This is a genomic window from Rhizobium sp. ZW T2_16 (assembly GCF_044987325.1).
Taxonomy (GTDB): domain Bacteria; phylum Pseudomonadota; class Alphaproteobacteria; order Rhizobiales; family Rhizobiaceae; genus Neorhizobium; species Neorhizobium cellulosilyticum.
This window is the reverse complement of record NZ_JBJDRG010000013.1, coordinates 42,460-65,282: the sequence shown is the minus strand read 5'-3', so window position 1 is coordinate 65,282 and position 22,823 is coordinate 42,460. Positions and strand designations below refer to the sequence as shown.

Annotated in this window: 14 protein-coding genes; 8 read left to right on the top strand and 6 right to left on the bottom strand. The window is 60.5% G+C overall.

All coding sequences use genetic code 11. The features are described 5' to 3' along the window. Positions 1 to 23: 23 nt before the first annotated feature. Together ACI3K0_RS22975 and ACI3K0_RS22970 are read left to right on the top strand one after the other, a co-directional pair. The gene (locus tag ACI3K0_RS22975) at positions 24 to 1,409 is read left to right on the top strand and encodes a virulence factor family protein (RefSeq protein WP_404946346.1); all 1,386 of its coding nucleotides are present in this window, start codon (positions 24 to 26) and stop codon (positions 1,407 to 1,409) included. Between the two features lie 314 nt (positions 1,410 to 1,723). Further along, complete coding sequence (locus ACI3K0_RS22970) at positions 1,724 to 2,377, top strand: TerC family protein (protein WP_148147725.1); 654 nt, start codon at positions 1,724 to 1,726, stop codon at positions 2,375 to 2,377. A gap of 76 nt (positions 2,378 to 2,453) precedes the next feature. On the opposite strand, the gene ACI3K0_RS22965 is transcribed toward ACI3K0_RS22970, so the two are convergent. After that, positions 2,454 to 3,377, bottom strand: coding sequence for a methylenetetrahydrofolate reductase (locus tag ACI3K0_RS22965; RefSeq protein WP_404946311.1), 924 nt, complete (start codon positions 3,375 to 3,377; stop codon positions 2,454 to 2,456). 214 nt (positions 3,378 to 3,591) lie between these two features. Here ACI3K0_RS22965 and ACI3K0_RS22960 point away from each other — a divergent pair, with 214 nt between their 5' ends. Then, positions 3,592 to 9,045, top strand: a complete 5,454-nt coding sequence (locus tag ACI3K0_RS22960) for an alpha-2-macroglobulin family protein (RefSeq protein WP_404946310.1) — start codon at positions 3,592 to 3,594, stop codon at positions 9,043 to 9,045. 297 nt (positions 9,046 to 9,342) lie between these two features. Further along, the gene (gene pbpC, locus ACI3K0_RS22955) at positions 9,343 to 11,424 is read left to right on the top strand and encodes a penicillin-binding protein 1C (protein ID WP_404946309.1); all 2,082 of its coding nucleotides are present in this window, start codon (positions 9,343 to 9,345) and stop codon (positions 11,422 to 11,424) included. Between the two features lie 55 nt (positions 11,425 to 11,479). Here the strand turns inward: pbpC and ACI3K0_RS22950 are convergent, their stop codons facing one another. The 5 genes from ACI3K0_RS22950 to ACI3K0_RS22930 all read right to left on the bottom strand — a co-directional run bounded on the left by ACI3K0_RS22950 (position 11,480) and on the right by ACI3K0_RS22930 (position 16,895). Further along, positions 11,480 to 12,334, bottom strand: a complete 855-nt coding sequence (locus ACI3K0_RS22950; RefSeq protein WP_404946308.1) for a dipeptide ABC transporter ATP-binding protein — start codon at positions 12,332 to 12,334, stop codon at positions 11,480 to 11,482. After that, on the bottom strand, positions 12,331 to 13,194 hold the full coding sequence (locus ACI3K0_RS22945) for an ABC transporter ATP-binding protein (RefSeq protein ID WP_404946307.1): 864 nt from the start codon (positions 13,192 to 13,194) through the stop codon (positions 12,331 to 12,333). Before ACI3K0_RS22945 ends, ACI3K0_RS22950 begins: the two co-directional genes overlap by 4 nt. A 2-nt stretch (positions 13,195 to 13,196) precedes the next feature. Next, positions 13,197 to 14,117: an ABC transporter permease subunit gene (locus tag ACI3K0_RS22940; protein ID WP_148147731.1), complete on the bottom strand. Its 921-nt coding sequence runs from the start codon at positions 14,115 to 14,117 to the stop codon at positions 13,197 to 13,199. Positions 14,118 to 14,133: 16 nt separating this feature from the next. Then, positions 14,134 to 15,138, bottom strand: a complete 1,005-nt coding sequence (locus ACI3K0_RS22935; protein WP_148147732.1) for an ABC transporter permease subunit — start codon at positions 15,136 to 15,138, stop codon at positions 14,134 to 14,136. Between the two features lie 158 nt (positions 15,139 to 15,296). Next, complete coding sequence (locus tag ACI3K0_RS22930; RefSeq protein WP_148147733.1) at positions 15,297 to 16,895, bottom strand: ABC transporter substrate-binding protein; 1,599 nt, start codon at positions 16,893 to 16,895, stop codon at positions 15,297 to 15,299. A gap of 524 nt (positions 16,896 to 17,419) precedes the next feature. Here ACI3K0_RS22930 and ACI3K0_RS22925 point away from each other — a divergent pair. The 4 genes from ACI3K0_RS22925 to ACI3K0_RS22910 all read left to right on the top strand — a co-directional run bounded on the left by ACI3K0_RS22925 (position 17,420) and on the right by ACI3K0_RS22910 (position 22,755). Next, a complete protein-coding gene (locus tag ACI3K0_RS22925) occupies positions 17,420 to 18,853 on the top strand; it encodes a M20 family metallopeptidase (protein WP_183829246.1) in 1,434 nt (477 codons plus the stop codon). Positions 18,854 to 19,008: 155 nt separating this feature from the next. Next, positions 19,009 to 20,364: an aspartate aminotransferase family protein gene (locus ACI3K0_RS22920; protein ID WP_404946306.1), complete on the top strand. Its 1,356-nt coding sequence runs from the start codon at positions 19,009 to 19,011 to the stop codon at positions 20,362 to 20,364. 65 nt (positions 20,365 to 20,429) lie between these two features. After that, a complete protein-coding gene (locus tag ACI3K0_RS22915) occupies positions 20,430 to 21,890 on the top strand; it encodes a phospholipase D-like domain-containing protein (RefSeq protein ID WP_404946305.1) in 1,461 nt (486 codons plus the stop codon). 52 nt (positions 21,891 to 21,942) lie between these two features. Further along, complete coding sequence (locus ACI3K0_RS22910) at positions 21,943 to 22,755, top strand: endonuclease/exonuclease/phosphatase family protein (protein ID WP_148147737.1); 813 nt, start codon at positions 21,943 to 21,945, stop codon at positions 22,753 to 22,755. Positions 22,756 to 22,823 lie beyond the last annotated feature (68 nt).

Here is a 22,823-nt window from a genome sequence, read left to right as displayed (position 1 = left end):
TTGGCCTGACAACGGCGCTGAGCATGGCGTTTGCGCCCCTGACGCATGCCCAGACACCAGCTCCCGCACAATCTCCCACCCTGGCAGCGCCTCAGGCACAGGCCGAAAATCCTGTGGCCGATCAGGACTACCATACCGGGCTCATTCCCTCGCCGCATATCTATCTTCCGCAGGGACAGGATTTGGCCGGCATGGTGTTCCTGATTTCCGATGCGAAAGGCTGGGGTGCTGCCGAGGAAGCGCAGGCGAAGGATCTCGTCGAGAGTGGTGCTGCCGTCGTCGGCATCGATTTCCCCTCCTACATGAAATCGCTGGCGACGGACGACGGTGACTGCATCTACATGGTTTCCGATATCGAGGATCTCTCGCAGCAGGTACAGCGGCGGGTGGCAAACCGCGAATACCGGCATCCTGTTCTGGCCGGCGTGAAAGAAGGCGGCACGCTTGCGCTCGCGATGATCGCACAGAGCCCGTTTGCAACGATCGGCGGTGCGATCGCCGTTGATCCGGGCGAGATCGTGCCTTTGAAAAAGCAGCTCTGCACACCTGCCGACAAACGCCCCACCGATACCGGGATCGTCTACGGACTGACTGACGGTCCATTGCCGGCTCCAGTGACGGTTGCTTTCACGCCGGAGGCGGATCCAGCTGGCAAGACGCATGCGCTTACCCTGAAACAGGCCCATAGCGATATCGTGGTGAAGGAAACTTCCGATGACGCAGAGGATTATCTCGGAACGTGGCTGCAGAACCAGCTATCGTCCGGGAAATCCGAAGGCGCTCTCGACCTGCCGCTTTCCGTTCTGGAAACAAAGCCGGCTATGGACACGATGGCGATCGTCTATTCCGGTGATGGCGGCTGGCGCGATCTCGACAGCGAGCTTGGGGAATATCTGCAGAGCCAAGGCGTTCCCGTCATCGGCGTCGACTCGCTGCGGTATTTCTGGGCGAAACGCACGCCACAGGAAACAGCAGACGATCTGAAGCGGATCATCGATACCTATGCCGATCAATGGGGTGTTTCGAATGTCGTGTTGATTGGATATTCGTTCGGTGCGGATGTGATTCCCGCGGCCTACAATCTTCTTCCCAAGGCCGAGAAAAAACGGGTGAAGCAGCTTTCGCTGCTGGCGCTTTCCAAGGAAGTGGATTTCGAAATTTCCGTTACCGGCTGGCTCGGTATGGCCGGAGCAGGCGATGGCGGGACGACGGTCGACGATATCGCCAAGATCAAGAGCGGCCTCGTCCAGTGCATTTACGGCACCGAAGAAGACGATGACCCGTGCCCTTCGATGAAGGCATCCGGCGTGGAAACGGTGGCGATCGATGGCGGGCATCACTTCGACGAGGATTACCAGGCGCTCGGAAAACGCATCCTGGACAGCCTGCAGAAGCGGCTTCCGAAGTGAAAACGCATCGGAGGCGAGTTGCGGTGCGGGCCGACAATTCGGCCGTTGCGCTAGCGGAGATCACGAGGATCTGACGGTTTCGTGAGTCGGCCACTTGAGTTTCGCTCAAGCCGGCGCTAAATCTTGGTCGACCAGGACCGGGCCCCTCTGGCAGTTCTTCCATGAACTGTGATGTCGGACTGGATTGTCCAATATCGGTGCCCGGTGTCGTGATGGTTTTTGGTCAGATGGAATGTGTGTCCTTGGGTTCATCGCCCGGAACACGCCCCAAAGGTCGTCAGGACATGAGGCACCCCGTCTAAATAGGTTGTCTTATGATGGAATTTTTCACGCCTGAGGCCTTGTCCGCCCTCGCGCAAGTTATCATGATCGATCTGGTTCTGGCTGGTGACAATGCGATCGTCATCGGCCTTGCTGCGGCAGGCTTGCCGAAGGAACAGCGCGCCAAGGCCATTCTGGTTGGCATCATTGCCGCTACGCTGCTGCGTATCGGTTTTGCACTGGCGACCACGCAGTTGCTGCAGATCGTCGGCCTGCTGCTCGCTGGCGGCGTTCTGCTTTTGTGGGTCTGCTGGAAAATGTGGCGCGAACTCAGAACGCCTCATCAGCATGAAGACGAAGCCAATGAGGCTCTTGCCGACAGCGATTTTAATGCCGATGGTACGGTCGCCGGTGGTGCACCCCGCAAGACCTTTGCCCAGGCCGCTTGGCAGATCGTCATTGCCGACGTCTCCATGTCGCTCGACAACGTGCTGGCTGTGGCCGGTGCGGCGCACGAGCACCCGGAAGTGCTGATCTTCGGTCTGGTTCTGTCGATCGCATTGATGGGTATTGCCGCAAGCTTCATCGCCCGCCTGCTCAACAGGCATCGCTGGATCGCCTATGTCGGTCTCGCCGTCATTCTCTACGTTGCGCTCGAAATGATCTGGCGCGGTACGAATGAGGTCCTGCCCTATATTTCGGGCTGATCACGGTCTCTTCCACGATAAAAAATCGGCGCGGTCCTCGGATCGCGCCGTTTTCTTTCTAACGTCCGTTATCGAGCTATTGGCTCGCGACCTTGCCCTTGAGCACGCGCTCGTTCACCCAGTCGGCGCTTGCCTTTATGCCGCCGAGCGGGAAGACATGGATCTCGTCGATCACGCTTTGCGGATGGGTTGCCTTGTAGTTGGCGATCTCGGTCAGGAACTCGTCAGGCTCGTAAGGAACAAGCAGCTTGCTCAGATCCATCGCGCGTCGCTGCAAAACGCTCAGTGACGGGCCGACGCCGCAGGAAATGGCGAACTTGATCAACGTCTGCAGTTTCGTCGGTCCGGCAACGCCGAGATGGATCGGCAGCGTCACGCCCGCATCGGCGATACGCTCCACCCAGCGGGTTATCGACCCGGCATCGAAGGCAAACTGGGTGACTATCGCCATCTCGGCATCGCTGTTTTCCGAATAGGCCTGCTTGAACTTCAAGGCCCGGTCGACAAGTCTTGTCGTGCCATCCTTGTCGATGTCCTTGTTGCCTTCCGGATGGCCGGCGACGTGGAGTCGCTTGAAGCCGTAACGACCAAACAGGCCGGTCTCCAGAAGCTGCAGCGAACTTTCGAGATCACCCCTGGGGACGTTGAGGCCACCGGCCAGCAGCAGCGCCTGAGTGACGCCAGCATCGTTCACATAACGGTTGATCCAGTCTTCCAGCGTCGCCTTGTCGCGGATGAGGCGGGCGGGAACATGCGGCATCACCGCGTAGCCGTCTTCGGTGAGCCGTTTTGCCGTCGCGACCATGTCCTCGATCGGCGTGCCGTCGATATGGGCGATATAGACGCGCATTCCGGCCGGCAGGAATTCGCGGAAATTGTCGATCTTGGCCGCCGTGCGCGGCATGACCTCGATCGAATAGCCGTCGAGAAGAGCGCCGAAACTTGCCCGCTCCGCCTTCTCGTCTGCTCGCCTGTTCTTGAAAAGGTTCAGAATTGCCATATCGACTGCCTTCTACATCACAAGACTGTCTGCCTGCCACTATCAATGACGTGTGCAAGACGGCATTTCTGGCACAGCTTTGTGTAGAGGAGTTTTCTCGCTGCGTCACTTTCGGTTTGATTTCGTCCGTAACGAAGGAGATCAGTTCCGTTGACAAGCTGCTCCTCACATTGGACAAAGGCGCATCCGACGGCTGCCACGGGGGGACTTGCAAATGTCTAGGCGCGCGATCTTCGGCTTTTCAGCTCTTGTGTTTTCATCTCTTGTTCTCGGCTCTCCGCTTGCTGCCCAGGAGCGGCGGATAGAGACGACGGTTGATGGCGACTATCTTGGCTTCGACCTACGGACCGTGAAGAATGTCAGCCAGGATCAGTGCGAGACTGCCTGTATCGGCGACAACCAGTGCCGTGCCTTCACGTACAATGTCAAAGCCAAGTGGTGCTTTCTCAAATCCGACCACGGCCAGCTCAATACTTTTGCCGGCGCCGTTGCGGGCAAGATCGTCGAAGTGGCTGTCCAGCCAGATATCGGTGCCCCGCCGCGGCTTTCCTTCCTGTCGGACGAGGTCTTGCAGCAGGCTCGCGAGCAGAAGGACGGGCTGACGCTCGGCGACAACCAGCAGGGTTACGGTATTGAAAACCTGAAAACCGTGGCGCAGTCCGAGCTGCTTGCCGGCCGGGTCGATACGGCGATCTATAATTACAAGGGTGCCCTGTCGCTCTTCCCCGACGACGGCGATCTGTGGATCGCGCTGGCGCGTGCAGCCGGCATCGCCAAGAACAATGGTTCGGCCGACAGCGAAGGCACGCTTGCGGCGATCAACGGTTATCTGATGTCGCGCTCGACGCAGGCCCGTGCCGATGCGCTTGCAGTGCTCGGTGCGGCACTCGCCAAACAGCAGAATTATCGTCAGGCGCTCACTGCCTACAAGCAAAGCCTTGCACTCATCAGCGCCCGCACGGTTCAGGCCGCTTATAACGATCTGCGCGAACGCCAGGGTTTTCGCGTGAGCGGCAACACCGTGGATGCCGACAGTGCCAATCCGCGCGCCTGTGTGCAGTTTTCCGAGCCTCTGGTGAAGGCTGGGGTCGATTATGCGCCCTTCGTGACGCTTGACGGGCAGGCGCCCAAGGCGATCGAGGCCAAAGACAACCAGATCTGCGTCGAAGGCCTGACCCATGGCCAGCGCTACAAGCTGTCGCTGCGCCGTGGCCTGCCGTCCTCGGTTGACGAGCCGCTGCCGGCGCAGGTGGATCTCGACCTCTACGTCAAGGACCGCTCGCCGATGGTGCGGTTTACCGGCGACAGCTTCGTGCTGCCGTCGACCGCGCGTCGCGGCATCCCGATCGTTTCGGTGAATACCGAACGCGCCAACCTGAAGCTTTACCGTATCGGCGACCGCAACATCGCGCCGCTTCTGACCAATTCGCAGTTCCTCACCCAGATGAGCGGCTATAGTGCCGACCGGATCGAGCAGGAAAACGGCGAACTCGTCTGGCAGGGTACGATCGATCTGGGGCAGGACCTCAACAAGGATGTGACGACCAGTTTCCCGGTCGACGAGGCGTTGCCGGAACGCAAGCCCGGCGTCTATGTGCTGACGGCTTCCGCCGCCAATGCCGTCAATCAGGAATGGGACAACAAGGCGACGCAGTGGTTCGTCGTCTCCGATATCGGCCTCACCACTTATGCCGGCACCGACGGCCTGCATGTGTTTGCCCGCGCGCTCGGGTCCGCCAAGCCGATCGAAGGCGTCGACCTTCAGCTTCTTGCCAAAAACAACGAAATCCTCGGCACGGCGAAGACGGATGCGGACGGCCGTGCGACATTTACGGCCGGCCTTATGCGCGGCACGGCGGCGATGGTGCCGGCAGTGCTTTCCGCGCAGAACGAGGGCAAGGACTATGTCTTCCTCGACATGACCCGCGCCGGTTTCGATCTTTCCGACCGTGGTGTCACCGGCCGCCCGGCTCCCGGCGCGATTGATCTTCTGTCCTGGACGGAACGCGGCATCTACCGCCCCGGCGAGGTGGTGCATGCGAGCGCGCTTGCCCGCAATGTCGATGCAACGGCGATCGAAAACCTGCCGCTCACCTTCGTTTTCCTGCGCCCCGATGGCGTGGAAGATCGACGGATGGTGAGGAACGGCGATATCGGCGGCTATACGCTCGATTTAGCCCTGCAGGATACGTCGATGCGCGGCATCTGGACGATGCAGGTGTTTACCGACCCCAAGGGCTCGGCGATCGGCGAGAAGACTTTTCTCGTCGACGATTTCGTGCCGGATCGCATCGAATTCGACATGACAAGCGAGGCGAAGGAGATCGTTGCCGGCGAGCCGGCCAAGGTTTCCATCGACGGGCGTTATCTCTATGGCGCGCCTGCGGCCGGCCTCGGCCTCGAAGGTGAGATCGCTCTGAAGCCGACCCGCGAAAACGCTGCCTTCCCGGGCTACCAGTTCGGCCTTGCCGACGAGGAGGAGACCGAGACAGTGCGCATCCCACTCGATGCGCTGGAGGATACGGATGAGGACGGCAAGGCCACGTTCGACGCGGATGTGGCGGAACTGCCGTCGACGACGAAACTCATCAATGCCGATATCGTCGTGCGCATGCAGGAAACCGGCGGTCGCGCGATCGAGCGCAACCTGTCGCTGCCGGTCAAGGCTGACGGAACGCGGATCGGCATCAAGCCGGAGTTTTCCGGTGACCTGCCGGAAGGTGCGGTCGGCAATTTCAATGTCATCCTAGTCAACGAAGCCGGTGCCAAGCAGCCGCTGAAGGCGCTGCCGTGGAAGCTCGTCAAGGTTGAGCGGGATTACCAGTGGTATCGTGACGGCAATTCCTGGCGTTACGAGCCGATCACCCGCACGCGTCAGGTTTCCAACGGCACCGTTGACGTGACGACCGATGGCGGCCGCGTTTCCGTTCCGGTCGAGTGGGGGCGTTATCGCCTCGAGATCGAAACCGCCGATATCGGCGGCCCGGCCTCCAGCGTCGAGTTCGATGCCGGCTGGTTCGTTACAGCGACCTCGACCGAAACGCCGGATGCGCTGGAAGTTGCGCTCGACAAGCCGAGTTACAAGGTCGGTGATACGGCCAAGCTGAAAGTCTCGTCGCGTTATGCAGGCGAGCTGATGGTGATGGCTGGTTCCGAGGAGTTGATCTCGGTCGAGACCGCGAGCATTGCGGAAAATGGCGGTGAGGTCGAAATCCCGGTGACTGCGGATTGGGGCGCAGGATCCTATGTGACCGCAACACTTTATCGCCCCGGCGAAGCGCGTGAAAGCCGCATGCCGATGCGGGCGATCGGGATTACCTGGCTGAAGGTCGATCCCGAGACCCGTGATCTGGCGATTTCCATCGACGCGCCGGAAAAGACGCTGCCGCGCCAGCCGCTCGAACTCTCGTTGCAGATCGCCGGAGCGGGTGCCAACGAAGACGCCTATGTCACGGTCGCGGCCGTCGATGTCGGTATTCTCAATCTCACCCGTTACGAACCGCCGGCGCCTGACCACTGGTATTTTGGCCAGCGTCGTTTGGGGTTGGAAATCCGCGATATCTATGGCCGGCTGATCGATGGTTCGCTCGGTGCTACCGGTCGTCTGAGGACCGGCGGCGATGGCGGCAGCATGGCGCTGCAGGCAAGCCCGCCGAAGGAAAAGCTGGTCGCCTTCTTCTCCGGTCCGGTGAAGCTGGATGGCGAAGGCAAGGCGAAAGTCTCCTTCGATATCCCGCAGTTCAACGGCACGGCGCGGGTCATGGCCGTAGCATGGTCGAAATCCGGTGTCGGGCACGGGGTGAAGGATGTCATCATCCGCGATCCGATCGTCATCACCTCCAGCCTGCCGCGCTTTCTGGCTCCGGGCGATGACAGCAATCTGCGGTTGGATATCGCAAATACCGATGGCCCTGCCGGAACCTATGACCTGACCATTGAAACCAGCGATGCGGTGGCTGTCGGCCAGAGCGCGGTGAAGCCGGTGGAACTGACTGCAGGCGGTAAAACCAGCGTCACGCTGCCGCTGGTCGGTATCGAGCCGGGAGACGGTACGGTGTCGATCAAGCTTGCCAATAGTTCTGGTCTCTCCGTCGATCAGGTGCTCCATATCCCTGTCCGCCCGGCGGCGATGCCGGTGACGGAACGGCGGCTGGTCGATCTTCGGCCCGGTGCAAGTGTTACCGTCGATGGCAATCTGCTGGCAGACAGCGTGCTGCAGGGGGCATCGGTCAGCGTCAATGTCAGTCGTTCCAACGCCTTCGATATCCCGGCGCTACTGATGAGCCTCGACCGCTATCCTTATGGCTGCGCCGAGCAGACGACGAGCCGGGCGCTGCCGCTTCTCTATCTTAGCGAAATGGCGGTGCAGAACGGGCTTGCCGATGATGCCGAGGTGAAGAAGCGCGTGCAGGATGCGATCTATCGCGTGCTGTCTTTCCAGGCCTCCGCCGGCAGTTTCGGTCTCTGGGGACCGGATGGTGCAGGCAATGATCTCTGGCTCGATGCCTATGTCAGCGATTTCCTCTCGCGTGCCCGCGAGCAGGGTTACGACGTGCCGGAACAGCCGCTGGTGCAGGCGCTGGAAAACCTGCAGAACACGCTCGCCTATACGACGAACGTGCGCGACCAGGGCAACCAGATCGCTTATGCGCTTTATGTTCTGGCCCGTAACCGCAAGGCCGCGATCAGCGATCTCCGCTATTACGCCGATACGATGCTCAATGATTTTCCGACACCGCTTGCGAAGGCACATATCGCGGCCGCACTGTCGCTTTACGGCGATGGCCAGCGGTCGCGAAGTATCTTCAACGATGCGCTGCAGATGTCGGAAAATGCGCAGGTCCATAAGGTGAGCCTTGCCCGTTCCGACTATGGGTCGTCGCTGCGTGACGGGGCTGCGGTTCTGGCGCTAGCCGCCGAAAGCCGTCCAGTACCGCCGATCGTTCCGGCGCTGGCCAATGTCGTTGCCAAGGAGTGGACGCAGAAAAAATACACCAGCACCCAGGAACAGACCTGGATGCTGCTTGCCGCCCGTGCGCTGCAGAATGGCGATGAGAGCCTTCGCCTCAACGTCAATGGCGCTGCCCATAGCGGCACGCTGATGTCGCAGATGGCGGGCGATGTTCTGCTCGATCACCCACTGACCATCCGCAATGACAGCGGCGATGCCCTGTCCGCCGCGATCACCACGGTTGCCGCACCCGCTACGCCGCTTCCGGCTGGTGGCGACGGGTTCGAGATCTCGCGGACCTATTACACGATGGAAGGCGAGGAGGCGAATGTCAGCGAGGCGAAGCAGAACGAGCGCTATGTCGTTGTCTTGAACGTCACCGAGACCAATGACTGGCCGTCGCGTATCGTCGTCACCGACCTTCTGCCGGCCGGTTTCGAGATCGACAATCCGTCGATCGTCAACAGCGCCAATCTTGCCAATTTTGACTGGATCGAAGAGGTGCAGGCGGCGCATACGGAATTCCGCAACGACCGTTTTGTGGCCGCCTTCGATCGCGCCCAGGGCGACAACCGGCAGATCAAGCTGGCTTACGTCGTGCGCGCCGTGACACCGGGCGTCTACGATCATCCGGCCGCACAGGTGGACGACATGTACCGCCCGCAGTTCTCGGGCCGGACGGCGATGGGCAAGATGGAGGTTTTGGCGGCGCAGTGAGGTGATTGGTAGAGGGAGCTAGCCTTAGCCAAACAAGCAATTGGCCAGCACTCTCTTAATTCTAGATGGGGCTGCTCTCGCCCTCTTCATTTGTGGTGGGCTTGCTTCTCACCCTGACCCTCTCCCCGCAGGCGGGGAGAGGGGACGTGGCTCGCGCACAACGTTGGAGGGAGACGGATTGGCTGCGGCACAGGTCCTTCGCCCCGTGTACGGGGCGAAGGTGGCGGCAGCCGGATGAGGGGCGGACGTTGCCGAAGGTTCGGCGCATGATTGAAAACGGACAACAGAAGAACCCGCATGAAGCGCAGGTGGAAATTCTCGGTCGGTTTCGGCGCCTGCCTCTTGTTGGCGGGAGCGGCGACCCTCGGCCTTGACTGGGCCGATCGCGCCTATCCGCCGCCACTCGAGAATGCAACGGTCACCTCGCGCGAAGTGCTGGATGCCGATGGAGACTTGCTGCGGGCATTTGCCGCGCCGCAAGGGCGCTGGCGGTTGAAGACGGATGTCGAGGATGTCGATCCACGTTTTCTCGCCATGCTGATCGGTTATGAGGATCGACGGTTTTACCAGCATGGCGGCATTGATCCGCTTGCGATCGGTCGCGCAGCATTCCAGCTTCTCACCAATGGCCGGATCGTCTCCGGTGCCTCGACGCTTTCCATGCAGGTGGCGCGGTTGATCGAGCCACGCGAGACCCGGTCGTTTTCGGCAAAGCTCCTGCAGCTCGCCCGTGCGATCCAGATCGAGCGCCGTCTGGACAAGAAGGCGATCCTCGAACTCTATCTCACGCATGCGCCCTATGGCGGCAATCTGGAGGGTGTGAGGGCAGCGAGCCTCGCGTATTTCGGTAAGGAGCCGAAGCGGCTGACGGTGGCGGAGGCGGCACTTCTCGTCGCCCTGCCGCAATCGCCGGAGATGCGCCGGCCGGATCGCCATCCGCAAGCGGCTCATGCTGCGCGCGAACGGGTGCTGACCCGTCCTGCGGTGGCGGAGGTGACGGGTGAGGGTGAGGCGGAGCGGGCTTCCCTTGATGCGGTGCCGCGGCAAAGGCTGCAATTGCCAGCCTTAGCCGCGCATCTCGCCGAAGCCGCCATCCGCAAGCAGCCGAAGGCGGAAGAATATCGCACCACGCTGAAACGCGGCATCCAGAGACAACTTGAGGAGGTGGCGCGAGAGGCTTCCGCAAAGCTAGCCCCAAAGGTTTCGCTTGCCATTGTGATGGCGGATGCAACGACCGGCGAGATCGTCGGGGAAGTGGGATCTGCGGATTATTTCGATGCGGGGCGTTCCGGCTGGATCGACATGACGCGCGTATTGCGGTCGCCGGGCTCGACGCTCAAACCGTTCATCTACGGCCTTGCCTTCGAGCAGGGGCTGGTTTCCCAGGAAACCATGATCGAGGACCGGCCGGCGGATTTCTTCGGTTACCGGCCGAAGAATTTCGACATGACCTATCAGGGCGACGTGACGATCAGGCAGGCGCTGCAATTGTCGCTCAACGTGCCGGCGGTGAGGTTGCTCGATGCGGTCGGGCCGTCGCGGCTGATGATCCGTTTTCGTCGTGCCGATGTGCGCCCGGTCCTGCCGCCGAGCGAAGCGCCGGGGCTGGCGATCGGGCTTGGCGGGGTTGGGATCACGCTGAAAGATCTGGTGCAGTCGTACTCAGCGCTTGCCAATGGCGGGCAGCCGGTGCGGGTCGGCAATGGCATCGACGAGCAACCGGCCGTGCTCGACAACGAGATGCTGCTGGACCGGCAGGCGATCTGGAATGTTACGGATATTCTCTCTGACGTGCTGCCGCCGACTGGTAGCCGGAAACTCGGCATCGCCTACAAGACCGGTACCAGCTACGGTTATCGCGATGCATGGTCTGTCGGGTATGACGGGCGTTATGTGCTTGGCGTCTGGGTCGGGCGGCCGGATAATGGCGCGGTGCCGGGCATTGCCGGTTACCAGACGGCGGCGCCGATCCTGTTCGAGGCGTTTTCGCGCTCCGGCGTGCCGTTCACGCCGCATCCCGCCGCACCGGCCGGTGCCGTGCGGCTGTCGCAGTCGGACCTTCCGATTGCCCAGCGACGGTTTGCGGTCACCGCAAGCGGGCTTATCCGCTCTTCATCCCGCGAGACTGCGCCGCAGATCGTCTATCCGCCGGAAGGGGCGAAGGTCGATCTCGGAGCGTCATCGGGCGAACTCTCGCCGCTGGTGCTGAAACTGCAGGGCGGTCGTCCGCCGTTCCGCTGGCTCGCCAACGGCAAGCCACTGGATGCTCTCTCCCGCCGACGCACCAATGAATGGCAGCCTGAAGGCGCGGGGTTTTCGACGCTGACGGTGATCGATGCAGCGGGAAAGGCTGCGACGGTGAGGGTGTTCGTCGAATAAAAAAGACCGGAGAGATTTCTCTCTCCGGTCCCCTATCTGTCGCGAGCAGTGAGTATTAAGCCGCCGAAGCAGCCTTCTTCGCCGCTATACGGGCGCGGATGGATTCCACGTCGGCCTTCGGCGTCGCCTTGAACAGGGTCTGCGTGTATTCGTGCTTCGGATTTGAAAACACCTCGTCGCGCGTGCCGTATTCGACCGCCTCGCCAAAATACATCACCATCACCTCATCTGCGATGTAGCGAACGACCGAGAGATCGTGGCTGATGAACACGTAGGTGAGGTTGAACTCGTCCTGCAGGTCGGCGAGCAGGTTCAGCACCTGAGCCTGAACCGAAAGGTCGAGTGCGGAAACCGGTTCGTCGAGCACCAGCAGTTTCGGGTTCATCATCAGCGCGCGGGCAATGGCGATACGCTGGCGCTGACCGCCGGAGAACATGTGCGGGTAGCGATTATAGTGTTCCGGGCCGAGGCCGACCTTGATCAGCATTTCGGTGGCGCGGTTGCGGCGCTCGGCAGCAGACAGATCGGTGTTGATAGCCAGCGGCTCACCCAGAACGTCGCCGATCTTCTGGCGCGGGTTGAGTGAACCGTAGGGGTTCTGGAAGATGATCTGCACCTTCTGGCGCATTTCCGACGTCAGATGGCCCGGGCGGGTGTCCATTTTCTTGCCGTCGATGATCAGCTCACCGGATGTCGGCTCGTCGATGAAGGTGATCATGCGGGCGAGCGTGGACTTCCCGCAACCGGATTCACCGACGATCGCCAGCGTCTTGCCGCGTTCCAGGCTGAAGGAAACGCCCTTCACCGCATGAAGCGTCTTCTTCGGCTTCATGAAGCCGCCCGGCAGTTCGTAGTCGCGCTTGATGTCGCGGACTTCCAGCATGGTGTCGGTGGTCTTTACGTCGCTCATACCGATGCTCCTGCGGAAGGTGCCGGTTCCGGGTTGCCGTCGAAGAAGGCGGAAACCGTGGTCAGGCGGTCACCGGTGGCGTTTTCGGGCAGGGCTGCCAGAAGCGCCTTGGTGTAATTGCTCTTCGGGTTTTCGAACAGCGAAAGCACGTCGGCTTCCTCCATCTTGCGACCCTTGTACTGCACGACGACGCGGTCGGCGGTTTCCGCCACTACGCCCATGTCATGGGTGATCATGATCAGGCCCATGCCGGTGCGTGCCTGCAGGTCCATGATCAGGTCGAGGATCTGCTTCTGGATCGTCACGTCGAGCGCCGTGGTCGGCTCGTCGGCGATCAGCAGCTTGGGATTACAGGCGATCGCGATCGCGATCATCACACGCTGGCACTGGCCGCCCGACATCTGGTGCGGGAAGGCATGCATGCGCTCTTCCGGGTTCGGCAGGCCAACCTGCTTGAACAGTTCGATGGCGCGCGCTCGGCGCTCCTTCTTTCCGAGGCCGAGATGGATGCGCAGGACTTCCTCGATCTGGAAGCCGACCGTGAAGCAGGGGTTGAGGCTGGCGATCGGCTCCTGGAAGATCATGGCGATATCCTTGCCGATCAGCTTGCGGCGCTCGGCCGGGCTGAGTTTCTGGATATCCCGGCCTTCAAAGAGCATACGGTCGGCAGTGATCTTGGCCGTCCAAGGCAGAAGTCCCATGACGGCAAGCATGGAGACCGACTTGCCGGACCCGGATTCACCGACGATGGCAAGAACTTCGGCCTTGTCGACCGAGATCGAGACGCCGTCGACGGCGCGGAACCAGCCGCTGGCGGTTTCGAATTCGACGGTGAGATTGTCGATTTGCAGAAGCGACATGATCAGGACCTCTTCAGCTTCGGATCAAGCGCATCGCGCAGGCCGTCGCCCATCAGGTTGATGGCAAGAACGGTGATGAGGATTGCGAGACCCGGGAAGGTGACGACCCACCAGGCGCGCAGAATGAATTCGCGGGCTTCGGCCAGCATCGTGCCCCATTCCGGTGTCGGCGGCTGAGCGCCCATGCCGAGGAAGCCGAGAGCGGCCGCATCGAGAATGGCGTTGGAGAAGGACAGGGTTGCCTGGACGATCAGCGGTGCGGTGCAGTTCGGCAGGATGGTGCGGAACATCAGGCGCAGCGGGCTTGCGCCGGCGATACGGGCGGCGGTGACATAGTCGCGGGTCTTTTCGGCCATCACGGCGGCGCGGGTGAGGCGCACGAAATGCGGCTGCAGCGTCACGGCAATCGCGATCATGGCGCTGTTCAGGCCCGGACCGAGAATGGTGACGAGCACCAGCGCCAGAAGCAGCGAGGGAACGGCGAGGATCATGTCCATCAGGCGCATGATGATCGTGTCCAGCCAGCCGCGGTAATAACCGGCCAGAAGACCGACGACGATGCCGGAAACCAGCGACAGTGTGGTGACGACCAGACCGACGAACAGCGAATACTGCGCGCCGTAGATCAGGCGCGAGAGGATATCGCGACCGACCGGATCGGTGCCGAGAATATAGGTGGCGGTGCCACCTTCAGCCCATACCGGCGGCTTCAAGACCGCATCACGATACTGTTCGAACGGCGAATGGGGCGCGATCACCGGTGCGAGGATCGCGACCAGCACCAAAGCCAGGAAAACGAACAGGCCGATCACGGCGCCGCGGTTTTCGGAAAAGTAGAACCAGAACTCCTTGAGCATCTGGCGTCGCATCTGGGCCGAGGATACGGGCTCCGCAGCCTTTGGTGTAAGAGTGGCGTCAGCCATGGGATTTTGCTCCTTCTTAGTGGCGGATACGCGGGTTGACGAGACCATAGAGCAGGTCGACGATCAGGTTGACCGTCATGATGATCGCGGCGATCAGCAGCAGTCCACCCTGGATGACGGCGTAGTCACGGCGGAAGACGCTATCGAGGATCCATTTGCCGATGCCCGGCCAGGAGAAGATCGTCTCGGTCAGGATCGCGCCGGCCAACATGACGCCGACCTGCAGGCCGACCGTCGTGATAACCGGGATCATGGCGTTGCGCAGCGCATGGATGCCGACGACGCGGAATGGCGACAGGCCTTTGGCGCGGGCGGTGCGCACATAGTCTTCGGACAGAACTTCCAGCATGGCCGAACGGGTCTGGCGGGCGATGACGGCGAGCGGAATGGTGGCGAGCACGATCGACGGCAGAACGAGGTGGCTGAGTGCCGAGGCAAACGCCCCCTTCTGGCCGGAAATCAGGCTGTCGATCAGCATGAAGCCGGTGACCTGCGGGAAATAGAACATCAGCGAGATGCGACCCGATACCGGGAACCACTGCAGGGTGCCCGAAAACAGGATGATCAGCAGCAGACCCCACCAGAAGATCGGCATGGAATAACCGACCAGTGCGATGCCCATCAGGCCCTGATCGAAGATCGAGCCTCGCTTGATTGCGGCAATGACACCGGCGGGAATGCCGAGCGCGATCGCTATGATGATGGCACAGAAAGACAGTTCGACCGTTGCCGGGAACAGTGTCAGGAACTGATCAAGAACCGGCTTCTTCGAGACGATCGAGGTGCCGAAGTCGCCGGTGAGTACGCCACCGAGATAATCGAAATACTGCACGATCATCGGCCGGTCCATGCCGAGCTGCGCACTGATCTGCGCGTGACGCTCCGGAGACATGACGCGCTCACCCGAAAGGAGCGCAACCGGATCACCCGGCAAGAGCCGGATGAAGGAGAAGGCGATGATGGAGACCCCGATGAAAGTCGGGATCAGGACGGCGAGGCGCCGCAGAAGGAAGCCAAACATTTTAAGCCTTTGCGGAAAGGGGGCTGGACCGACCTGGGCTTTTGTCAAGCCATGGATCGAACCATATCGGCGTCACCGCCATATTTTTAGGCATCTCATAAGAAAATGCCGCGGGAAACGCAACGCGTCCCGCGGCAAAAAGTTGTGATAGGCCAGTTTTACTCGGCGATATCGACTGCTTCAAAAGTGAAGTCGCCGAGCGGGCTCTGGGTAAAGCCGGTCACACCCTTGCGCATCGGAACGACGGCGAGCGAGTGATCGATGGTTGCCCAGGGAGCGTCCTTTTTGAAGACGGCCTGTGCCTGCTCATAAAGCTTGGTGCGCTCAGCCTGGTCGGAGGTGACCTTGGCCTTCTTCACGAGAGCGTCGAATTCCTGGTTGCACCACTGTGCGCGGTTGTTGCCGCCAACTGCATCGCAGCCGAGCAGGGTGTCGAGGAAGTTGTCCGGGTCGCCGTTGTCGCCGGTCCAGCCGAGGATTGCGGCACCGTCACGGTCTTTTGCCTTCGAACGCGACAGGTATTCAGCCCATTCGTAGGAAACGATCTCGACCTTGACGCCGATCTTGGCGAAGTCGTCCTGCATGATTTCAGCAGCGCGACGTGCGTTGAGCATGTATGGACGCGAAACCGGCATTGCCCAGATCTTCATCGAGAGATCCTTGACGCCAGCGTCTGCCAGCATCTTCTTGGCAGCGTCGAGGTCGTAGGTGTCGTCCTTGGTCTCGTTGTTGTAAGACCACATTGTCGGCGGGATCGGGTTGGTTGCAGGCGTTGCCATGCCCTGGAAGACGGCGTCAACGATGGCCTTCTTGTTGATCGCCTTGTTCAGAGCGATACGAACTTCCGGCTTGTCGAACGGAGCCTGGGTCGTGTTGTAGGCGAGGTAGGCGATGTTGAGGCCTTCCTGCTCCAGAACTTCCAGGTTCGGGTCGGACTTCATCGATTCAACGTCGGCGGCATTCGGGAACGGCATCAGGTGGCATTCGCCGGCCTTCAGCTTCTGGTAACGAACGGCAGCGTCGCTGGTGATCGCGAAGACGAGATCGTCGATCTTCGGAGCGGTGCCCCAGTAGTCGGCGTTCTTCTTGTAGCGGATGATGGCGTCCTGCTGGTAGGCGACGAAGGTGAACGGACCGGTACCGACCGGGTTCTGGTTCAACTGCTCCTTCTTGCCGTCCTTCTCGAGGCTGTCGGCATATTCCTTCGACAGGATCGAAGCGAACGGCATGGCAAGGTTGGCCAGGAACGGTGCTTCCGGACGGTTCAGCGTGACCTTGACCGTCAGGTCGTCGACTTTTTCGATCGACTTGATCAGCTTCGGGAAGCCCATGCCGTCGGCATATTCCCAGGTGCCGCCGGAAATGTACTTGTTCCAGGCGTTCTTTTCGTCAATCTGGCGACCGATCGAGAAGATGACGTCGTCTGCGTTCAATTCGCGGGTCGGGGTGAAGAAGTCCGTGGTCTGGAACTTGACGCCCTTGCGCAGCTTGAAGGTGTAGACGGTGCCGTCAGCGGAAATTTCCCAGCTCTCTGCGAGACCGGCTTCCGGCTGCGTCGTGCCCGGCTTGAATTCGAGCAGGCGGTTGAAGATCGGATGAGCCGAGGCGTCGAAGGTCGTGCCGGCGGTATAGAGGCCCGGATCGAAGCCTTCTGGCGAACCTTCGGAGCAATAAACGAAGGTCTTCGCGCTGGCGGCGCCGGCAAAGAATGTTGCGGACAGAAGCGCTGCCGCTGCGAGAGTAAGTACACGTTTCATTGATAGTCTCCCTACCTGTGCCGGCTTTGCCAGCACGGTTGATTTCCCTGATTTACGATGCGTTTTGCCGCATCTTTTGACCAAGTCCTGTGTTGTTCACCTCCTGACCGGCAAGCCCAACTCTATGCCGGTCGAAATATATTTCCCCATCTCGGGTGAAACTGCAGGATCATGCGGGTCGTCCTACATATCGGCTGCCTCAAGGAATAGATTTTCAATCGAGGCGACAAATGCAGAACGTCATGCTTGGTCTTTGCTCATTCACTCCATATTTGTTTTGCGGTGAAGCAATGCTCGCTCAGCGTGTCTGCTTCCCGTGGCGCGCGAGAATAGCGATTATCACTCGGTTGTCGAGACGGTAAGATTCGGGATTTGATCACAACTGCGGTGACGCTGCCTAATCGATGCGCATAGCCTTAATTCTTTGCATTATGCGTTGCGCTTGGCCCGGAAAGGGATAGGTATGCGGTTATTGCATTCCATACCCAAAACTCATCTTAGCTAGAAATCAAGGCGGCTGTTTCATGACCGATGGCAACTCGAACCTCCCTCTCGTCTGGGATCTCGTGGATCGTAAAACGGAGGTGTTCGCGGAACTGGCCAACCAAGTCTGGGAGACGCCCGAGACCTGCTACATGGAGACGGAGTCTGCTGCTGCCCATCGCGAGATGCTGGAGGCGCAGGGTTTTCGGATTACCGATGCGGTTGCCAATATCCCGACCGCTGTGATGGGCGAGGCCGGCAGCGGTGGCCCGGTCATTGCATTTCTCGGCGAATATGATGCGCTGGCCGGTCTCAGCCAGAAGGCGGACACCGTAGAGCACGATCCGCTGGTTGCCGGTGCAAACGGTCACGGCTGCGGGCACAACCTGCTCGGTTCCGCTTCCCTCCTGGCTGCGACCGCGCTCAAGGATTGGCTTGAAAAGACGGGCACGCCCGGCCGGGTCCGTTATTACGGCTGCCCGGCGGAAGAGGGTGGTGCCGCCAAGGCCTTCATGGTGCGTGACGGCGCCTTTTCCGATGTCGATATCGCCATCAGTTGGCATCCGAGCAACTTTGCCGGGGTGCAGCGTGAGACGTCGCTTGCCAATTGCCGCATCGATTTCACCTTTACCGGCCGTGCCGCCCATGCCGCCGCCGTGCCGGAACTGGGTCGTAGCGCGCTCGATGCCGTCGAACTGATGAGCGTCGGTGTCAATTATATGCGCGAGCACATGCCGTCCGAATGCCGTATTCATTATGCGGTGCTGGACACCGGCGGCATTTCTCCGAACGTCGTTCAGGCGCATGCCAAGGTTCGTTATGTCGTGCGCGCGCCGGATCTCGCCGGTCTCTTCGCGCTTATCGAGAGGGTAAAGAAGGTGGCCGAGGGCGCGGCGCTGATGACCGAGACGAAGATGGAATCCGTCACGCTTGCCGGCGTTTCCAACCTCGTGGTGAACACGCCGCTGATGGATACGATGCAGGATATCTGGGAGAGCATGGGGCCGCCGGCCTTCGATGCTGCGGATATCGAATTTGCGGAAAAGATCCGCGCCACACTGACACCCGAGGATGTTGCGGCCAGCTGGGCGCAGGAGCGCCTCGAACAGCGGGATATCCCGCTTGCCGACTTCGTTCTGCCGCCTCACAACGAAGTTCGCCAGATGGGCGGATCGACTGATGTGGGCGATGTCAGTTGGGTCGTGCCGACTGTTCAGGCCTATGGTGCGACGCTCGCCATAGGCACGCAGCTTCATACCTGGCAGGTGGTTGCGCAGGGCAAGAGCGCGCTCGCCCACAAGGGTATGGCTTCGGTCGCGAAAGTGATGGCGGCCACGGGTCTTGCGGCGATGACCAGCGAACAGCTGCGCGAGGCTGCCTGGGCAGATCTGAAGCGCCGGCACAAGGGGCAGGATTACAAGAGCCCGATCCCTGCTCAAGCAGAGCCGCCGATCGCGGCCATGTCTGTACGCTAGGATGTCGGTTCGCTGATCAGGCCTATGAAAATTGCTCATGAGCCCGTCAATTATTTTAAACGACGGGCTCTGCTAAATCGTGTTTGAGGGCTGGAAATCCGCTGGATTCCTCTTATGAATTTCCTATTCGCGTTCGTGCAAGAGGAGAACAGCCCGTGACGATCCAGCCCAATTCCATCGAGGCCCGCGACAAGGCCTATCATCTGCATTCGTACACGAACGCACGGGCGCTGGAGCGCGATGGCGCGCTGGTGATCGAGCGCGGCGAAGGCATCCATGTCTACGACAATGCCGGCAAGCAGTATATCGAGGGCATGGCGGGGCTTTGGAGCGTCGGCGTCGGCTTCGGCGAAAGTCGGTTGGTGGAAGCCGCTGCCAAGCAGATGGCGAAGCTGCCTTATTACCACACATTCACCGCGCGCACCCACAGCCCCTCCGTCGAGCTTGCCGAAAAGCTCATCGAGATCGCGCCGGTGCCGATGTCAAAGGCTTATTTCACCAATTCGGGTTCGGAAGCCAATGATACGGCGATGAAGATCGTCTGGTACCGGTCGAACGCGCTCGGCAAGCCGGACAAGAAGAAGATCATTTCCCGCACCAAGGGCTATCACGGCGTCACCATCGCGTCCGCCAGCCTGACCGGCCTGCCCAACAATCACCGCTCATTCGACTTGCCGATTGCCCGCGTACTGCACACGAGCTGCCCGCATTACCGCGCCTTCAAGACCGAGGGCGAGACCGAGGCGCAGTTCGTCGAGCGCTGCGCAAAAGATCTGGAAGACCTGATCCTGAAGCAAGGTCCCGATACGGTTGCCGCCTTTATCGGCGAGCCGGTCATGGGTGCGGGCGGCGTCATCGTGCCGCCGGCCGGTTACTGGGAAGCGATCCAGAAGGTTCTGAAGAAATATGATGTGCTTTTCATCGCCGACGAAGTTATCTGCGGTTTCGGCCGCACGGGCGAGATGTTCGGCGCCACGACCTATGCGCTGCAGCCCGACATGATGACGCTGTCGAAGCAGATCTCGTCTTCCTATCAGCCGATCTCGGCGCTTCTGATCAACGAAAATGTCTACCAGCCACTGGCGGATGAATCGGCGAAGATCGGTACGTTCGGCCATGGCGTCACTGCTGCCGGCCATCCGGTCGCTGCTGCCGTCGCTCTGGAAAATATCAGGATCATCGAGGAGCGTGATCTTGTCGGCAATGTCAGGTCGCTCAGCCCGAAATTCCTGGCGCGGCTGAAGTCGATCGCTGATCATCCGCTGGTCATAGAATACCGCGGGGTGGGCTTGATCGGCGCCTTCGAACTTGTGCCGCGCGAAGGCTTTGCCGCCGGGCAGCTCGGGCCTAAGCTGTTCGGATATCTGATGGAGGAGGGCGTCATCAGCCGCGCGATCGGCGATTCGATTGCGTTTTGCCCGCCGATGATCATTACCGACGAGCAGGTCGATGACATGTTCGACAAGGTCGAGCGCGGGCTTGAAAAATTCGCCAAGGAGCTGACGGCGTAAACCGCTGATTTCTCCAATTGTCTAGCCGCATTGCCTAGTATCATGGCGTCCCTATATTGGACGCCATGATCTTGCTTATCGACGCCTATTGGCCGCACATCCTGTTCATTGTCTCGGTGGTGGCCGGCGCGTCTGCGGCCTTTCACGCGACAATGACGAAGGAAGAGGTCCGCTCCGCGGTCGGGTGGGTCGGCGTCATCCTTCTGTCGCCCATCGTCGGCGCGGCGTTTTATCTGATCGCCGGCGTCAATCGTATCCGCCGTAATGTCATCGGTGATCGGCGCTCGCTGCTGCAGGGAGCGGAGCGTTTCGATTTCGCCTCCTATGATGCGACCGATGATCAGGTGATCGAGGACTTCGGCCACCGGTTTCGGGGGATGAAGACGCTTGGCGACCGTGTCACCCGGCACCACCTGACGACCGGCAATACGATTTCCGCCTTCGACAATGGCGATGCAGCCTATGGCGCAATGCTCGAAGAGATCGCGCTCGCGAGCCGTTCCATTCTGCTCGAAACCTATATTTTCGACCGGGACCGGATTGGCGCGCGGTTTATCGAGGCGCTGAGTGCGGCGGCTCGGCGTGGTGTCGAGGTCCGGGTGCTGATTGATGCCGTCGGTGCACGTTATTCCGTGCCGAGTGTGCTCGGCATGCTGCGTGAGGGCGGCGTCACCGTCGATGTGTTCAACGGCAATGTCATCACCGGCCTGCGGCTGCCCTATGCGAACCTGCGGACCCACCGCAAGATCATGGTCATCGACGGCGAAATAGCCTTTACCGGCGGCATGAACATCCGTGAGGGATTTTCCTGCGAATTCAGCGGCGATAAATGTGCCGCTGACACGCATTTCCGCGTGACCGGACCGGTTGTGGCCGATCTTTTGGCGATCTCGGCTGCCGACTGGGAGTTTTCCACCGACGAAAAGCTGGAGGGTGAAGCCTGGAAGGTTCCGACACCTGGCATGCGGCCCGGTTCGCCCACCATAATGCGAGCCGTCTCTTCCGGTCCGGATCGCAGCGTCGAGACGAACCAGAAGATGCTGATGGGCGCTTTTTCCATCGCCCGGTCCTCGATCAAGATCGTCTCACCTTATTTCCTGCCCGACCGGGAGCTGATCACTGCGCTGATCACGGCGGCCCGGCGCGGCGTGGTGGTCGATATCGTCGTACCGAGCGCCAACAACCTGAAACTAGTCGATCTCGCCATGACGGCTCAGTTCGACCAGATGCTGAAAAACTATTGCCGCATCTGGCGGGCGGCAGGACCGTTCAACCACTCCAAGCTGATGGCTATCGACGGCTGCTGGGCCTATGTCGGTTCTTCGAATATCGACCCCCGCTCGCTGAGGTTGAATTTCGAGGTCGATCTTGAAGTTTTCGATCGTGGATTTGCGCAAGCGCTGGAACGAAGGGTCGACCTGGCTATTTCCTCTGCGGAAGAGGTGACGCTGCATGGTCTTCGTTCACGACCATTTGCAAAACGCCTGCTTGAACGGGTGCTCTGGTTGGGTTCACCCTATCTGTGATCTGTACCGGTCGGCGCGGCCCGCGTCGGTCATGCTTTGAAGAATGACGGTGATGCACGAGAAACGTACAACCTTGCCGGCCAGCATCATTGCGTCGATCCGCGCCCGAAAGGCGCGCGGGATTGGCATCCATTCACAGCATGATCCTTCAACCGGCCTGCTTGTCGCATCCTACAATGTGCACAAATGCGTCGGGGTCGATGGCAAATTCGATCCTGGCCGGATCGCCCAGGTAATCCGCGAAATCGGTGCCGATATCATCGCGCTGCAGGAGGCGGATACACGCTTCGGTGAGCGCCGTGGGCTTCTCGATCTCGCATGGATGGAGAGGGAAACGGGGCTTTACCCGGTTCCGGTCTCTGGCGTCGCGCGCGCGCATGGTTGGCATGGCAATGTCGTGTTTTTCCGCGAGGGGGTGGTGCGTGATGTGCACCAGGTGAAGCTGCCGGGACTGGAGCCGCGCGGGGCGCTGATGGCGGAACTCGACCTTGCAGGTGGAAATACATTTCGGGTGATTGCCGCGCATCTTGGCCTGCTCAATCGGTCCCGCCAACAGCAGGCGCGGATGATCCTCGATATCCTGCGCGCACGCGAAGAATATCCGACCGTTCTAATGGGGGACCTCAACGAATGGCGGCTGGGCGATCGTTCCTCGCTCAACACGCTGGCGACGGTTTTCGGCCTGCCATCGGCGGTGCCAAGTTTCCCGTCACGACTGCCGGTGCTGGCGCTCGACCGCATCATGGCGAACCGCCCCGAGTTGATCGATCGTGTCGAAACGCATGACACGCCGCTTTCTCGGCGGGCATCGGATCATTTGCCGATCAAGGCTGTGGTGAAGATCGGTGCCCGGCTTACTCGTTGAAACTGGCCGGCTGAATTGACTTGGTGACAATCTTCCCGGCTTGCGTCGCTTTACCTCGAGCCGGGGCG

What these genes read in the sequence shown, in the direction of transcription:
- ACI3K0_RS22975 (WP_404946346.1), top strand. Translation starts at nt 24, where the DNA reads ATGGCGTTTGCGCCCCTGACGCATGCCCAGACACCAGCTCCCGCACAA.
- ACI3K0_RS22970 (WP_148147725.1), top strand. Translation starts at nt 1,724, where the DNA reads ATGATGGAATTTTTCACGCCTGAGGCCTTGTCCGCCCTCGCGCAAGTT.
- ACI3K0_RS22965 (WP_404946311.1), bottom strand. Translation starts at nt 3,377, where the DNA reads ATGGCAATTCTGAACCTTTTCAAGAACAGGCGAGCAGACGAGAAGGCG.
- ACI3K0_RS22960 (WP_404946310.1), top strand. Translation starts at nt 3,592, where the DNA reads ATGTCTAGGCGCGCGATCTTCGGCTTTTCAGCTCTTGTGTTTTCATCT.
- pbpC (WP_404946309.1), top strand. Translation starts at nt 9,343, where the DNA reads ATGAAGCGCAGGTGGAAATTCTCGGTCGGTTTCGGCGCCTGCCTCTTG.
- ACI3K0_RS22950 (WP_404946308.1), bottom strand. Translation starts at nt 12,334, where the DNA reads ATGAGCGACGTAAAGACCACCGACACCATGCTGGAAGTCCGCGACATC.
- ACI3K0_RS22945 (WP_404946307.1), bottom strand. Translation starts at nt 13,194, where the DNA reads ATGTCGCTTCTGCAAATCGACAATCTCACCGTCGAATTCGAAACCGCC.
- ACI3K0_RS22940 (WP_148147731.1), bottom strand. Translation starts at nt 14,117, where the DNA reads ATGGCTGACGCCACTCTTACACCAAAGGCTGCGGAGCCCGTATCCTCG.
- ACI3K0_RS22935 (WP_148147732.1), bottom strand. Translation starts at nt 15,138, where the DNA reads ATGTTTGGCTTCCTTCTGCGGCGCCTCGCCGTCCTGATCCCGACTTTC.
- ACI3K0_RS22930 (WP_148147733.1), bottom strand. Translation starts at nt 16,895, where the DNA reads ATGAAACGTGTACTTACTCTCGCAGCGGCAGCGCTTCTGTCCGCAACA.
- ACI3K0_RS22925 (WP_183829246.1), top strand. Translation starts at nt 17,420, where the DNA reads ATGACCGATGGCAACTCGAACCTCCCTCTCGTCTGGGATCTCGTGGAT.
- ACI3K0_RS22915 (WP_404946305.1), top strand. Translation starts at nt 20,430, where the DNA reads ATGATCTTGCTTATCGACGCCTATTGGCCGCACATCCTGTTCATTGTC.
- ACI3K0_RS22910 (WP_148147737.1), top strand. Translation starts at nt 21,943, where the DNA reads ATGCACGAGAAACGTACAACCTTGCCGGCCAGCATCATTGCGTCGATC.